Source organism: Pseudomonas syringae group sp. 243L2, from assembly GCF_032587875.1.
Taxonomy (GTDB): domain Bacteria; phylum Pseudomonadota; class Gammaproteobacteria; order Pseudomonadales; family Pseudomonadaceae; genus Aquipseudomonas; species Aquipseudomonas amygdali.
This window is the reverse complement of sequence record NZ_JAWHPL010000013.1, coordinates 354946-369315: the sequence shown is the minus strand read 5'-3', so window position 1 is coordinate 369315 and position 14370 is coordinate 354946. Positions and strand designations below refer to the sequence as shown.

Annotated in this window: 12 protein-coding genes and 1 pseudogene (1 of these 13 only partly in view); 5 read left to right on the top strand and 8 right to left on the bottom strand. The window is 57.6% G+C overall.

Translation table 11 applies throughout. The annotated features are described in order from the left end of the window. Both RYB66_RS07285 and RYB66_RS07280 read left to right on the top strand, forming a co-directional pair. A pseudogene (locus RYB66_RS07285) lies at positions 1 to 1726 on the top strand (hypothetical protein); the annotation flags it as partial. 133 nt (positions 1727 to 1859) lie between these two features. After that, positions 1860 to 2771: a hypothetical protein gene (locus RYB66_RS07280; protein WP_039847656.1), complete on the top strand. Its 912-nt coding sequence runs from the start codon at positions 1860 to 1862 to the stop codon at positions 2769 to 2771. Positions 2772 to 2981: 210 nt separating this feature from the next. Here RYB66_RS07280 and RYB66_RS07275 read toward each other — a convergent pair whose 3' ends face one another. From RYB66_RS07275 to RYB66_RS07245, 7 genes are read right to left on the bottom strand one after another with little or no spacing between them, the layout of a single operon-like run. Then, the gene (locus tag RYB66_RS07275; RefSeq protein WP_016981329.1) at positions 2982 to 4157 is read right to left on the bottom strand and encodes an MFS transporter; all 1176 of its coding nucleotides are present in this window, start codon (positions 4155 to 4157) and stop codon (positions 2982 to 2984) included. A gap of 22 nt (positions 4158 to 4179) precedes the next feature. After that, complete coding sequence (locus RYB66_RS07270; RefSeq protein WP_005777384.1) at positions 4180 to 4800, bottom strand: hypothetical protein; 621 nt, start codon at positions 4798 to 4800, stop codon at positions 4180 to 4182. Between the two features lie 10 nt (positions 4801 to 4810). Further along, positions 4811 to 6292: an aspartate aminotransferase family protein gene (locus tag RYB66_RS07265; protein WP_316894141.1), complete on the bottom strand. Its 1482-nt coding sequence runs from the start codon at positions 6290 to 6292 to the stop codon at positions 4811 to 4813. Further along, a complete protein-coding gene (locus RYB66_RS07260; RefSeq protein WP_005777388.1) occupies positions 6289 to 6972 on the bottom strand; it encodes a class II aldolase/adducin family protein in 684 nt (227 codons plus the stop codon). The genes RYB66_RS07265 and RYB66_RS07260 overlap by 4 nt, the downstream gene beginning before the upstream one ends. Beyond that, the gene (locus RYB66_RS07255; RefSeq protein ID WP_005777391.1) at positions 6969 to 8597 is read right to left on the bottom strand and encodes a xylulokinase; all 1629 of its coding nucleotides are present in this window, start codon (positions 8595 to 8597) and stop codon (positions 6969 to 6971) included. Before RYB66_RS07255 ends, RYB66_RS07260 begins: the two co-directional genes overlap by 4 nt. A gap of 10 nt (positions 8598 to 8607) precedes the next feature. Continuing rightward, a complete protein-coding gene (locus RYB66_RS07250) occupies positions 8608 to 9489 on the bottom strand; it encodes a TorF family putative porin (protein WP_057404730.1) in 882 nt (293 codons plus the stop codon). 28 nt (positions 9490 to 9517) lie between these two features. Continuing rightward, the gene (locus RYB66_RS07245; RefSeq protein ID WP_016981324.1) at positions 9518 to 9943 is read right to left on the bottom strand and encodes a DUF2147 domain-containing protein; all 426 of its coding nucleotides are present in this window, start codon (positions 9941 to 9943) and stop codon (positions 9518 to 9520) included. Positions 9944 to 10106: 163 nt separating this feature from the next. Here RYB66_RS07245 and RYB66_RS07240 point away from each other — a divergent pair, with 163 nt between their 5' ends. The 3 genes from RYB66_RS07240 to RYB66_RS07230 all read left to right on the top strand — a co-directional run bounded on the left by RYB66_RS07240 (position 10107) and on the right by RYB66_RS07230 (position 13326). Next, complete coding sequence (locus RYB66_RS07240; protein WP_005777396.1) at positions 10107 to 10787, top strand: TetR/AcrR family transcriptional regulator; 681 nt, start codon at positions 10107 to 10109, stop codon at positions 10785 to 10787. 152 nt (positions 10788 to 10939) lie between these two features. Continuing rightward, positions 10940 to 12376: a coniferyl aldehyde dehydrogenase gene (locus tag RYB66_RS07235; protein ID WP_016981323.1), complete on the top strand. Its 1437-nt coding sequence runs from the start codon at positions 10940 to 10942 to the stop codon at positions 12374 to 12376. A gap of 281 nt (positions 12377 to 12657) precedes the next feature. After that, positions 12658 to 13326 (top strand): helix-turn-helix transcriptional regulator, encoded by a 669-nt coding sequence (locus RYB66_RS07230; RefSeq protein WP_042915731.1) that lies wholly within the window; start codon positions 12658 to 12660, stop codon positions 13324 to 13326. Between the two features lie 126 nt (positions 13327 to 13452). Here the strand turns inward: RYB66_RS07230 and RYB66_RS07225 are convergent, their stop codons facing one another. Further along, positions 13453 to 14370: the final stretch of a non-ribosomal peptide synthetase gene (locus RYB66_RS07225; RefSeq protein ID WP_316894136.1), read on the bottom strand. The gene runs 16869 nt beyond the window's last position; the window shows 918 of its 17787 coding nt (coding positions 16870-17787); the start codon falls outside the window, past its right edge; the stop codon is at positions 13453 to 13455.

Here is a 14370-nt window from a genome sequence, read left to right as displayed (position 1 = left end):
AGCCAAAGGTAATGCAAACAGCGCCAATGCCAAGGTCCGGTCGGCAAACGACCGACTGGCCCGGATGCAAGAACGCCTCGGTGCAAACGCCGACAAGATCAACGTCAACCGCCAGGGCCGAGGCGTACAACAACTGCGCAGCATGATGCCCGAGCATTTTGGTGCGGCCTTCCTGATCCGCCGTAATCTGGTCACGCCGCAACACTACGTATTCGGCCTGGAAGACCTGCCCGGCAGAGAGTCTCTGCCAAAAACAAGTTACGGCGAATACCTGAGACCCGACGGAACGCCATTTGGCGACATCGCCCCACCGCATCCCTCTTCTATCCGCCTGCCCAAGGGCGACCATCTGGTGCTGGTGATCCCACGCGGCCACAAAACCGCGCAGGTGGTCGGCGACATGAACCGAACGCTCAAAAAAGTTCGGGAAGCAGCAGGCGCGGTGGGTGACGCGGAGCTGGGTCATATTCGGGCGAAGAGCGGATTGAGCGAGGCCATTGAGGGGCTGGATTCGGAGAAGAACAAGGCGGCTTATCGGGTGCTGGGGTCGACACCGTTTTGTCTGGCGGTGTTGATGTTGGAGGTTTGGAATGTGAGTTCGGAATATGAAGCGTTGAGACAAACTGCTAGAGAAAAAAATGATTTGAGAGCAATTGGTGGTATTGGAGGTGCGTACCTAGACTTGGCAATTGCTTTGGAGGCTCTGGCCGTCAAGCTGGCAGGCCAACGATCATCACTATCTATTGCCAGAAAGACGCTATTCAATATCTCCTCGAAAAAGGCGGCTACTTTTTTTGGTGAAACTCTAGCCAAAAAGTTAACTGAAAAAGTGACTGGTCGAATCATAGGTATTTTTTTCTCCGGAGGAATTCTTTCCGTAGTCAATGCTATTGACGCATGGCACGCATGGCAGTGGAACGATCAAGCCCTGTACGGATATTTGCTGATATCTATAGGTGGGCTAGCAGGTTCGCTGGGAACCTTGTTCGGGGCGGCTGCAACGCTCCTCAATCTCACGGTATTGGGCTGGGCCGCATTATTGCTGATAGGCGTGGGCGTAGGAGTGGTTATCTTGCTCAGTTCGACGCCATTGGAGTCATGGTTGGCAAACGGTCCGTTCGGCGAGAGCCATTCAATTGACCGGTATTTACAGGAAACTTCAGAGGCCTTTTACCGGCTGACAAGCCTGCTTGCCGGCATCAGTATCTCAATAGAAAAAAACCCGGTTTATGAGCCACAAGCCGCATTTTATCCTCGCACAGAGATACCGCATGCCATACGTAGCGCGGACACAATCATTCGCCTGCAGAGTCGTTTGCCGGGACTTATCGGCAGTCTCGAAAACCTGAGCATTCACGCTGTCTGCAAGCTGTGCCGGATTACCGAAAGAGCGAATAATCAGGGTGTACCTTATCGCGCAGGAATTGAAATCGCTGACAGATCTGAAGCGCCCAAAGCCCAGCGTCTTCACCTGGACGCATTGGAGTTATTTTTTGCCACGCCAGCTAGTCAAGCTTCACCTACTGGTAGCAGTAGACACTATTACCAATGGGCAGTGAGGGCACAATTCATCTTGACCCGCGGAGGAGAGCAACGCTATTTCCCTGCTCCGCCGATCAAGGACCCGACTCAATATAGCCAAGATTGGGCAACGGCCAACTTTAACAAAATCAACCAGCCATTCTGGGCTGACGAAGAAGCTCACAAGGCCTCTTCCAATGATTGATCCGAATGAGCGCCACTACGAAAGCCTGGCCTACCGACCTGGCAATATTCCCGAGCAGGCATCATTGCGCACGGAGCCATATCACTCTTGCTCGGCCCGACTCCCTTGGGGAAAAACTCAACAGACGACATCAATGAAACTCCTTGAGGAGTCCACCCCAGAAAAAATGAGGATCTGGGAGCAAGTAGCGAAAGAAAAAGAGAAAAACAAAACAGCTGGAACCGATATGCCGGCACTCCATCAAGAAGTCGAACTTCACAATAAGTGTGACCACGAGCATTTCAGATTTGCGCCTCTTCCACGCTGGTCACGGTTTTGGCTGATCTCATTACAACTCGGGAAAGGAGGATTCATCGTGCTCTCCCCTTTCATAGTGCTAGCACACCTGTCTCTGATATCGGTATCCCATAAACCATGGCAGGCGGTAACCGTAGACTTACTTTTAGGGGCCTACCCGTTGTATTTAGGTAGCCCTTTACTGCTTTGGCTTATAGGCCACGTTGTCATTTACCATTTCCCTCTGGTTTGGCTCCGCCCCCCAAAAGGCCCACTCTGGGAGCTTAATCGCAGAACCGGTCTGGTCACTATATTCGACTATAAACGCCATCGAAAAGAAGGTGTGATCGACGAATTCGTTGCGCCTTTTTATGAGTTCGACGCCTACATGACCACCACCCATAATCTTCACGGTCCTACATACGGGCTACTGCTTCAGCATCGCTATGAAGACCGTAAGATCAATTTTCATATGCTGATGAACGCCGACGACTTCCAGCAACGCCCCTGCGCACTCTGGGACTTCCTGCAAAACTACATGGACACCAGCGGCCCGATTCCGGACATTCCACTGTTTGAACCGTACCGGCACCTGGATCCGGTCACTGCCAGCTACGATCAGCAGCGCGGTCGCGACCCTCGCTACTGGGTCGACATGGATGACGCCACGTTCAAGGCCGAGGTCGATGCCATGTGGCAGCGGGTTTATGCGATCGATACGTTTAGCCGCCCTAACCTTATGGCGCGGTATGTGGATTACGGATCATGAGGTGCCATCTCACGCCTGAGGTGGATCTGCGCTCGATGTCACACGCTAGAGAGGCATAGCGCTTTCGGCAAGTGCCCAAATGCGTCGCGGTAGTCTGCATGTCAGCAGCATCACCTGAACGATCCAGACACCACCAGTTTCAAAATAACTCCGAAGGCGGCGGCGTGCCTTTCAACTGCAATGGCTCCGCCGCTGCTGCTCGCGCACGGTTCAAGCTCTGCGTGCAACGCCAACCCTTCTACTGACGGCCCGCCGGTGCAACAGCGCAACCAGAAACAGCGCCGTAACCGACAGCCAGACACTGACCAGCAGCACCGGTTGAGCGTTGTCGTCAGACACCCACTGCGACGCCAGCAACGGTCCGAATGCGCAGCCCAGCAGTTGCATGCCCGGAATGAGCCCTGCTATGCGTCCCGACGGGTCAATATGAAGCGCAATGCGCACTTGAAACGGCGTCAACATCAGGTAGATCAGGGCAAAAAGACCGCACAGGCCCAGAAATACGTTCACGCCCTGATCAGCCGTTACATACATGCCCAGCGCAATGCTCGCCAGGAGCAGTGCGGCGGCGGCCAGCATCGAATAGTCAGGCACCCGGCGCACCAGCAAAATGCCCAGACAGCCGCCCAGGACCTGCATGAACAGCATCGCCGAGACAAGCAATTGCGCTGAGTGCGCATCCAGTCCTGCGTGAATGCCCAGCGGTTCCAGGTACGCCCAAAGCCCGCCTACCGCCGAGAGCTGCATGAACACCAGCATCAACAGCAGGACCTGCTTCAGGTTCCATTTGAAGCCTGATGTATCCGGTTGTTTGTAAGGCTGTTGCGGCAGGCGTTTGGGTAGCCAGGCAACGAACAGCACGGAGCCTGCGGTGAGAATTCCAAGAAACACAAAGCCTGCGTAGACGCTTTGATCAGGCAATATCAGGTATGCAAGTGTTGCAGCTATCAGCGCCTGAGCCAGTGTCTGGACCACCATGAACACACCTGCGACCCGATCCGGCGCAGGCCCCTGAACGATCAGGCTCACGGCCCCCCATAACAGTAGCCCCTCGGCCAGTCCCGCCAGCGCACGAGCTGCCGTTAACGGCCCGTCGCCAGTAACATTGGCCGTAACCAGGTCCATTCCGGCTGCGCACAGAATGGCGATGACCGTAAGCAGGCGCAGGTTGAGCATTGACCGCAGCAAGTCACCCAGTACCACGCCCAGCCCCAGCGCCACGATTTCGCCCATGGCTACCAGCCCTACGCCCTCAAGCGACACATGGTTTTGCGCGAGCAATTCGCCCAGCAGCAGCGGCTGCAGCCCCACCATCAGTACCGCGACAGAGCCCAGTGCCAATGCGGCACTCAAATGCCTGCGAGTTACAGCGGACGACGTTTGCATGGCATGCGCCTCTTGAGAAGTTTTAGTAACCGCGGGTTTCTGGTGGGATCTTGCCTTCGGCAAAGCACTGCGCCGCCCGCTTCTCGTCTTTCATCAGCCTTCCGTTGGCGACCAGCACCACCCACCAAGGCAGCAGCGTGAGGTGTGTGCCGCACGCCTTGGCCAGGGTGTAGGCTTTCGCGCATTTCTCGAACAATTCTGCGTTGAGCACCATTCGAGGGCCTGTGGTGCCCATCACAACCGGAGTTCCATCGATAACGGCGGCATTGCCGCCACGCGTCAATGCATGTGCCAGGGGCCTATCAGCACTGGCGGGCGAACCCATGTGGCCTATATGACGCGCCTGCTCATCAAATAGAATCGGCAGGACCCCGCCAAAATCGACAAGGCTTTTTGCAAAGGCCCCACCGCCGATCAGGATCGCGCCGACATCGGCACGAACCCTATAGATCGCCGCGTGGGTCTGGCGCTCGTCCTCTGCGGAATCGGACAACGCGACAGCCTGGGGTGCCAGGTCGTCGAGTTTCCCCAGCCACATGCCCTGTTCGCCTGGCAAGCGCAATGAAATACTGCTGTGTGAGTCCACCTGACCCATCATCCGTTCGCGCAGCTCAAACCACTGTTTTCGAAGTAAATCGCGCATGGTGCTCACCTCACACCCATTGAAAAACGGCGTCGAACCGATCGAGCGCGTCATCAATGACGTCGTCGGTGTCTGCCAGGCTGGTGTAGATACGGCTGCCCGCGAGGGTGATCAGGCCATGAGCGGTATACGCAGCCCCCATCTCCTCCATCATGTGCTTGCGGGTCTTGGCCTCATTGCGTGCCCTCAGCAGCTTGAGCGGATTACTGGTGTCGAGCAGCAACACACCGGAGGTCTGCAGATGAACGATAGAGCCCATGTTGTAGGCAACATAAGGCAAGCCACGTCGATTGATGATTTCATCAAGTCCTGCGCGCATGCGGTCGCCCGCCCTGCCCGCTAGCGCCGGCGCATTCAGGCGGCGCGCCTCCAGCAGCGCGTAATAACCGGCGACGCACGACAGCGGGTTGGCCGACAGCGTCCCGCCCACGAACGCCCTTCGGGAAGATTTACCAATGCCACCGGCAAGCAGTTGCATCACGTCTCTGCGTCCGCCAATGGCACCCGCCATCGGGTAGCCTCCCGTCAGGCATTTACCCAGTACCGTGATGTCCGGCATGACATTGAAATAAGCTTGCGCGCCGCCCAGACCCGCACGGAACCCGGTGACTACTTCGTCGAAAATAAGCAGTGCGCCAAATTCGTTACACAGTGCACGCAACTGTCGGTTGAAGTCGGCGTGTACCGGGCGTGTGCCACTTTCCGGGCCGAAGGGTTCAACCATAATCGCTGCAGTGCCGCCACGAAGGCGATTGATCTGCAGCCTGCGGCGTAATGCATCCAGATTATTGGGCGGGCTCTCCTGGGTGTTAGCCGTAGCGCCTCGCGGAATGCCCACCGCCTCCATGCGTCCGGTGCCCGGCAAGCGCATGCCGTAGACCAGTTGGTCGCTCCAGCCGTGATAGGCGCCGCCGATTTTGATCACCCACTTCTTGCGGGTGTAGGCGCGTGCCAGGCGTACCGCTGCCATCACCGCTTCAGTGCCCGAGCCCAGCAAGCGCAGCATGTCGACACCGGGCATCACTTCACAGACCAGTTCGGCCAGCTTGACTTCGTATTCATGCAGCAAGCCGGTCACCGGCCCGCATTCATCGAGAATACGGTTGACCTGTTCGCGAATGGCCGGGTGATTCGAACCCAACAAGGTGGGGCCACCTGCCTGTAGAAAATCGGTGTAGCGATTGCCGTCGACATCCGTCAGGTGCGCACCTTTGGCCTGGGCGAAGGCCAGCGGAAATGGATAGTTGAACGCAAGATTGTGTTGCACACCTCCCGGTATGACTTTTTTGGCTGCCTCGGAAAGACGCTTGGAGCCCTGACAGCGCTCGTCGAAATAGCCCATGACCTTGCTCATTGCTTCGCGTTTGATCGGGCGAATGGGCTGCTTCACCAGTTCGTCGAACCGGCGGTAGAGGGAATCGACGTCCGGCCATTGCGATACAGCCGATTCGGGAATTGCAGGCATGCTGGCAGGATCAAGAGGTTTGTTCATGATTGAGTCTCTGAAAAAGTCTGAGGGCTGAGTGCGTGCAAGCTGGAACTGGTCAGGGCATTGATCAGGCGGGCCACTGCAGCGCGTGACTCAGGTTTTCCACGGGTATTGACTTTGATCTGGTTGACAAGATGATCACGACAGAATGTTTCCAGGTCCTCCAGGCGCGTCAGGGTGGTCTCGATATCCGGACCGCAACACAGAACGCCGTGATTGCGCATCAGGTAAACGTTGTGATCCGGCCGGATGGCCCTGCCGAGCTTGCCGGCCAGCCAGCCGGAGCCGGACGGCGCGTAACCCACCAATTGAATGCGTTTGCCCAGCGATTTCCATAGCGGCGGGTAAGGCACGTCCAGCGCTTTGCCGAACAATGTGCAAGCGCTGGCCAGGGGTTGGTGGGTATGGATACTGCAATTGACATCCGGGCGACTGCGCAGGACTTTGGCGTGCAACTCGCTTTCCACCGAAGGCGAACGTTCACCTGACAGTTGCTGCAGATCCTTGAGTCGCAGAACGCAGATATCCTCCGGTCGCATGCTGAAATAATCGGTGGCCGACGGTGTGACCGCGATGTGCAGCGCGTCAATACGCAGCGCAAGGTTGCCGCCGGTGGCGGCGAAGAAGCCGCGGCGTGAGAGGTGCCGCGACAGGTCGACGATCTGTTGTTGGACATTGTTCATGGTGTCGTCTCCTGCGATGGGTTCAACCTGCGATACAGCGGTGCCAGGCGTTTGCGGACTTCCTTGAACGTGGCGAAGCGGTCGTCATACAGGTTTCGGGTTGACCGGGATGGCTCGTACAGTCGATGCGGCCTTTGCAGTGTCGGAAGATCGTTGAACTGCAACTTCCCGAGCGCTACTGCAGCGATGAATGCCGCTCCGCGGGCGTTGGTCTGAATGGGGTTGTGCGGTTGCTGAATGACCCGCCCGCAGACATCGGCCATGATCTGGCACCACACATCTGATTGCGCTCCGCCGCCGGTGGCGACGATGATTCCGCTCGACTGGCCGATAAACCGCGAGAACGGCTCCAGCATCCAGCGTGTGTTATGGGCAACGCCTTCCATGAAGGCCCGGATAATGTCTTCCCTGGAATGTTCGAGTTTCAGGTTGATCAAGCCGGCACGCAGGCTCGGATCACCAACCGGGGAGCGTTCGCCACACAGCCATGGCGTGTAGATCAGCCCCCGCGAACCCGGCGGCACACGCGCTGCAATACGGTCAAGCAAGGCATACACATCCGGCTGTTGCTCATCGCTCAACAGCTCGTCCGGGTGGTAAAGCACCTTGTCACGCAAAAACGACAGGTTGGCACCTGCAGCCGACTGCATGGCCATTGCCAGATAACGGCCCTTGACCGCACTGGGAACCGCAGCAATATGGTGACGAACACTGGATTTCTTGAACGGTACATGAGCGCCTACCCAGGACGAGGTGCCCAGGTAAAGGTGTGGAGCAAAGTCACGTACCGTGGCACCAACAGCCACTGCCGAAGTGTCTACGGCACCCGCAACCACGGGCGTTGATCGAGGTAGCCCCAGTACATCCGCCAGCTCGGGTTTCAATGTGCCAATGACTTCGGTCGAGCCCACCAGCTCAGGCAGTTTGCCAGCGTCGATGCCCAGCGCCCTTATCAGCCCGTCATCGTAGCGAATGCGGTGAGGGTCCCGGTTGTCGGTAATCCAGGCGGTCAGCATCGAGTCGCCCGTCGCACAGTAACGACCCGACAACCGCATGTTCATGTAGTCGAGCACATTCAGGAACTTGTGGGTCTTTTCATACCGTGCCGGGTCATGATCAAGGATGTAGGCCATGTGCCCGGCCGAGTCCATCCCGGACAGAGACGCCACCCCGCCTGTCAGTCGCAACGAACGCCAGAGCTTGAGTGGCCCGTAGCCGCCCAGATTGCACCAGCCTCCGCCCATTCGCTGTTTTATGGAGTCGGCGCCTCGCTTGTCCAGCCACAGCAGTGCCCGGCCAATCGCGGCCCCATTGCGGTCGACACAGACCGTGCCTTCGCTTTGCGTGGAGCAACAGATGGCCACGACCTGACGACGTCTGAGCGGGTCGGCTCCCAGTAACTCGTTGGCGCCAAGCATGAAAGCACTCCACCAGTCCTCCGGCTCCTGCTCTGCACTCAGGCCACTGACATGCAACGGCACACCGTGAAACGCCCAGGCACGGATGTCTCCCTCCATGGAGACCAGTGCGCACTTGCAGCCGGACGTTCCCAGGTCAATCGCGAGGACGAGTTGCTCCAGGCCGGTAACCGCCTCAGGCGTCCGGGAAATGAAAAGCGAAGTCATAAAGGTCTACTCAGAATGTGCGGGAAATCGACGCCACCCAGCGATTGCCATCCGTGGTTCGCACATGTCCGTCGTCTTCGGCCATATACAGCTCACGCGCCCGGGTCTTGGTTGTCACCCAGTCGAGTCCCCAGTCAAAGCCCCACCAGTGATGGACCAGACCTACGCCGTAGTCAGCGAAGTTCGCTTCCGAAAAGTTGGCGATCTGCTGATAACCGGCGTGCAGTTTGAGGTTGGTATTGATGCCCAGCGCGTATTTATAATCCAGGTCATACAACATGCTGCCTCGGGAGTTCTGGTCACCCTTGGCGTAGCATTCCAGGCCTTTGGTCGGGTCCTCACGGAACTGCAATTGCGCACCGCACACGCCACCGCTGTTGGCGCCCCGGTAGTTCTTCGACAGAACCCTGGCAATTCGGCCTTCAAGTGCGCCATAACCGATTTCCAGCACGGCGAACTGACTGTTGTAATTGGTCGTGTGCTCATCGCCCGGCGTGAAGGTCTCGAAATCGAAGCGATTGGGCGCTTTGAACTGAGCCCCAGGAAACATCTCCGTCGCCAGCCCCACACCATAGTGCCAGGCATCGGGATCGCCAAAGCGATAACCCCCTGCGAGCAGCACTCCCAGACCATCACCGTCGAGGAACTGCTTCTTGCTGACCGTAGAAAATTCGGCGAGCGCCACCAGACCTGTTTCATGAGCGACCTGAATGGTTACTCTGGCCCCCGGACGATTCAGGGAATCGGAAATGCCGCGGGTGCGAATGTCCGAGCTGGCCTTGGCGGTGATATCCACCGCGTAGCTCGACATTTCATCTGCGATAGCCAGGGTGCTGCCTGCTGCGGAGCACAATGCTGCAGCCATTACATAGCGAGTTGAATAAGTGCGCATGATTCTCTCCCACGCTGAGGGGCCGGATTTACAATTTGCAAACCGGGGCAGGAGGCAGTGTTGCGATACGCTCGAATTGCTCTGTCTTGCCGAGAACTTCGGTGCCGACAAAAGCCCTTACATTGAGGCGTCCGTCCTTGACCCGGACAGCGCCCTTATATTTTTTCTGATCACGGGGGTCGTACACCCAGCCATCGCGCCAGGCATCCTGGTCATAGCGGGTCAGCTGTAGAATCTGTACACCGCAGTCACTCGACGTCGAGGCAACATCCTTGACCCAGACAACCTGCCCGCAGATGGCGCCTACCTTGTCTGCGCAGTCGTCAAGCTTGACCACGGCGTCTTTTTCCGCCGTCAACCAAAGGCCCTTTGCCTCCATCGGTCCCGCAGCAGCATGAATACCGGTGGAGCACATCAGAACAGAAGAGAGGAAAAGCCATTGCCGTGCGTTCATAGCGTCACCTTTTTTTATTTTTTGTTTTAACAGACCGTCACACTAACGACGCTTCAGTTATGATAGTCATCGCTACACGATAGTTATAGCTATCATTTTATCGTGGAGCAACTGTTTTTTTCGACCGTCCTGCTGACGCCCCACTCTTTTTTGACAGGTACTTATGGCCAGGCTGAAAACTGAACCCTTTCCTGCGCAGGTCGCAGGCAAAACCGCCGAGCGCAAGAAGCTGCCTGCGCAGCAACGCGCTACTGAAACCTACGAACGTATTCTGGTCGCCACCGCAAACACCTTGTGCGAGGTCGGTATAGAGCGCTTGTCGACCAATCTGGTGTGCGAACGGGCAGGCCTTACACCGCCAGCGCTGTACCGCTATTTCCCCAATAAGTACGCGCTGTTGACGGTTCTTGGTGAACGTTTGCTGGAGAAGCAGAACGAGCGGATTGATCACTGGATCACCCCCGAACTGATCGCAGGTACGCCGCAGGCTCTGGAGCAGGCGCTTGCCGAACTGATTCTGGATACTTACCGGGTTACCGAAGCCACGCTGGGCGGCATGTGGACGCTGAAGGCTTTAAGGGCGGTTCCTGCGCTGGAGCATGTGCGGCTCGACTCTCACCGCAGGGTGTCCAAAGCCCAGGCCGCGATTATTGCCAGCGCCATTCCCGAGGCTGACCCCAAGCAGATAGCAATGGTTGCCCGTGTGGCGGTCGAGATGATTCACGCCACCATCGAATTGCTGTTCGATGAGCCCCTCGACCCGGCGAAGACCTGCGCCATGGTGGCGGCAATGATCGTCAGCCATCTGGATCGCCTTGATCCCGAACCTGCACCTGACAAATGAATACGCGAGAACAGGTTGACCGTTTCGGCCACTTGAACCGGCCGGATCGCCCCTTCATCGGTTGGCGATGGTTCTGTACGGTTACGTGAGCCAGAACGTAATCGCAACACTGCATCTATCTTATAAAAATACGCAGCCACAGGAGCAGCTTCATGAATCAGCCCGCAAGGATCACGCCCACTACGCCGTCTCCCGCTCCGGGGCTAACCGAGCTGTTCGAGGCGCAGAAAGCTGCAGTTCGCGCGCAAGGGGTGCCCTCCTACGCTCAACGAATCGCCGACCTCAACGCCATTCTGCGGGTGGTCAGCGACAATCAGGACAGGTTGCTTGAAGCGGTCAGCGCAGACTTCGGCAACCGCTCCTTCGCTGAAACCAGGCTCGGCGAGCTGATGCCTGTCATCAACGGCATCAAGCACATTCGCTCGCATCTCAAGGCGTGGATGCGGCCCTCCCGACGCAAGGTGGGTATTGTTTTCAAGCCCGCGACTGCCAGGGTCATTTATCAGCCGCTGGGCGTAGTCGGTATTCTCGCGCCCTGGAACTATCCGCTGACGCTGACGCTGGTGCCCTTGATAGAGGCACTGGCAGCGGGCAACCGGGTGATGATCAAACCTTCGGAATTGACCCCCAGAACCTCTGAGCTGCTCCGGCAATTGCTGGGTGAAACATTCTCTGCCGAGCAGGTCACAGTGGTCACGGGAGATGCCCTGCTGGCAAGCCAGTTCAGTGAACTGCCCTTTGACCACCTGGTGTTCACCGGGTCGACCTATGTAGGTCGCCATGTCATGGCGGCGGCTGCGCGTAACCTGACGCCGGTGACACTGGAGCTGGGCGGCAAATCACCGGTAGTGATCTGCGAGGACTATTCGATTAAAAAAGCGGCACGGATGCTTGCTATCGGCAAACTGTTCAACGCTGGGCAGACCTGCGTCGCACCCGACTACATACTGGTCCCGCGCGAACATGTAAACAGTTTTGCCGGCGAGTGGCTGGCCGCCGCGAAAAAACTTTATCCGACACTCGAAGGTAACCCGGACTACACCTCGATCATCTCCCAGCGCCACCACGACCGCCTCGTGAGCATGGCCAACCAGGCCATCTCAAAGGGGGCGAAAGCATGGCAACACGGTGCGCCGGTGTCGACCCTCGAACGTAAAATTGCGCCCATGGCGCTCACGGATGTACCGCTCGATGCGGACCTGATGCAGGAAGAGATTTTTGGTCCGCTGCTGCCGATACTTGCCTATGACTCCCTGGATGAAGCCATAGCCTTCATCAATGATCGCCCCGCGCCTCTGGCCCTTTACTGTTTTTCCAACGACCAGACGTCCGTGAATCAGGTGCTGAACCGGACACAATCCGGTGGCGTGACCATTAATGGCACCATGCTGCACGCGACTCAGGATGATCTGCCGTTCGGCGGCGTCGGGCAAAGTGGCACTGGGGCCTATCACGGCTATGAGGGCTTCGTTCGTCTGTCCCATGCACGCGGTGTTCTCAAGTTGAGTCGCTTCAACATGTCTGACAAGGTCTCGGCACCTTATGGACGGCTGACACGCCTTGTAACCCGCTTCATGCTCGGCAAATAGACGCTTGCCGAGCAACCGCGTCAGGTGACAGGACGTCGCCCCGGGTCGATATGCCCGCCTGCCCTGCCTTTCGCACCGCCAACGATAATCACTGTTTGTGATGACTCATTATTTATGTAACATCAGATCGTTATTCTTGGCTCACTTCAACTAGCCGTGTTCTAAGAGGCATCTAACGCGGGCATCTAGCGGCCACATCACCCACGGCCAAGTTGATGTGACCGCTGTTTGCGTTTAACGTCTAAGCTAGTGTCAGCATTTCTGAAATCATGGATGACTCAATGCCACACACACTACTACCCCACATAGGCAGGGCCATAGCCAGCATCGGCAGCGGCCATTTTTCCAGCATGTTCCACAAGCTTATCGATACTCAGCTTGCCGTGGATGCCACCCACCTCTCCTCACTGCCCCAGCCATGGCAAACGTTGCCCGCGTCGGCACCCACGGTTTTCAACGAAACGGTGACATCCTCACCCGGCACCCTGCTGCTCAGCGACTCGATCCATCTTTATCCCGCGCAGGCCTCGGAGAACTTCAGCTGCAAGATAACCGTCTTCAGGGCGCTGCCTGCGCATGAGTTTTCGGACAATGAACGTCGTCAGCTAAGCACTATCTCTCCGCTTTTATTCTCGATACTCGAAAGACATGTCAATGCCTTGCAAATGACAATGATCACTGTCGAACCGAAAAAAACCGAAAGCGTTGAAGAGCGTTTTCATGACCGGTTGCGCGAAACAGGTCAGACATTGTCCGAGCGGGAAATGCAGGTGTGCATCGGTTTGCTCGCCGGTCATACCGCAATCGAACAGGCCGAACGGCTTGCGCTCAAGGTCAATACGGTAGGCAGTTACCAGCGCCGCGCCGCCATCAAACTGGGCATCAGCGGTCGGCACTCGCTGATGCGCTGGATGTATGGCTCATCGGAAAGCGCTTGTTCAGCCTGTTGAAAGACGTTCAAGAGCGCAATAGGTAGCCAATGCCACAGGACGGGGCGATATCGATCACCCCGCCCATGCCGCCTTAACGCCGGTAGCGCTGGCCTGGCTTGTGGCCTGCCTGTCCTGTCAAACGGTTCATTGCGTTTCTCCCACGCCAATTGCCAATCCGTCGTACCACCAGGCCGCCAGACTGTAAACGTCTGGTGCCTTGAGGACGCTGAAGTGATTGCCCGGTCCCTGCCATAGCGTCAGCTGCGGCATCAGGTGTTGCCACCCTGTTGCAGATGACGCCTGCTCGAGCTGATTGTCCAGAGCATCCAGTTGCGGATCATCCACCAGCACCAGGCTGGCCCTGCCGCTGTAGCCTCCCGGTTCTGGTCGATAGACAGTCCGTATGGCGCTGGCAAACGTACGAGCAATCCCTTGCAGTGCCTGTGCTGCCAGACGCGGTGGCAACAGCCCGACGCGCACCATGGCTTGTTGCAGGAGGTGCAGTTGAGTGTCTCCATCGCTGTCGGCAAACACTTGAGGGTCGATTTCCAGGCTTCTGCCAGCGGACAACTGCAACGCTTCGATCAGCCGCTCCAGCACTGCCGTCGCGGTGTAGGGCTTGCTGCGCAGTCCGTCGCCACCAGGCGCTTCGCTGTCTATAAGGGTCAGCGAGACAACCTCGCGACCACGAGCCTGAAGCTTGACGGCCATGGCATGCGCCGCCCAGCCACCAAAGGAATGCCCAACCAGATGCAATGGGCCGTGTGGATACATTGCTTCGATGGCTTGCACATGGCTCTGCGCTGCAGCTTCCACCCTGCTGTGCGGAGCACTGCGGCCGTCCAGACCGCGCGGCTGCAGACCATAGATAGGCCAGTCAGGCCCCAGCGCTTCGGCCAGGCCGATGAAACTGGTGACGCTGTCACCGGCACCCGGCACGCAGAACAATGGCGCATGTCCATCCCGCCCGCTCTGGATGGCCAACAGCGATTGATAAGCCGGTGTCGACGGCGGTGTATCGGGTACTGCATGCAACGCCGTACTGATACTCCGACCGAGCGT

Coding starts and splice junctions, on each gene's coding strand:
- RYB66_RS07280 (WP_039847656.1), top strand. CDS start 1,860: ATGAAACTCCTTGAGGAGTCCACCCCAGAAAAAATGAGGATCTGGGAG.
- RYB66_RS07275 (WP_016981329.1), bottom strand. CDS start 4,157: ATGCAAACGTCGTCCGCTGTAACTCGCAGGCATTTGAGTGCCGCATTG.
- RYB66_RS07270 (WP_005777384.1), bottom strand. CDS start 4,800: ATGCGCGATTTACTTCGAAAACAGTGGTTTGAGCTGCGCGAACGGATG.
- RYB66_RS07265 (WP_316894141.1), bottom strand. CDS start 6,292: ATGAACAAACCTCTTGATCCTGCCAGCATGCCTGCAATTCCCGAATCG.
- RYB66_RS07260 (WP_005777388.1), bottom strand. CDS start 6,972: ATGAACAATGTCCAACAACAGATCGTCGACCTGTCGCGGCACCTCTCA.
- RYB66_RS07255 (WP_005777391.1), bottom strand. CDS start 8,597: ATGACTTCGCTTTTCATTTCCCGGACGCCTGAGGCGGTTACCGGCCTG.
- RYB66_RS07250 (WP_057404730.1), bottom strand. CDS start 9,489: ATGCGCACTTATTCAACTCGCTATGTAATGGCTGCAGCATTGTGCTCC.
- RYB66_RS07245 (WP_016981324.1), bottom strand. CDS start 9,943: ATGAACGCACGGCAATGGCTTTTCCTCTCTTCTGTTCTGATGTGCTCC.
- RYB66_RS07240 (WP_005777396.1), top strand. CDS start 10,107: ATGGCCAGGCTGAAAACTGAACCCTTTCCTGCGCAGGTCGCAGGCAAA.
- RYB66_RS07235 (WP_016981323.1), top strand. CDS start 10,940: ATGAATCAGCCCGCAAGGATCACGCCCACTACGCCGTCTCCCGCTCCG.
- RYB66_RS07230 (WP_042915731.1), top strand. CDS start 12,658: ATGCCACACACACTACTACCCCACATAGGCAGGGCCATAGCCAGCATC.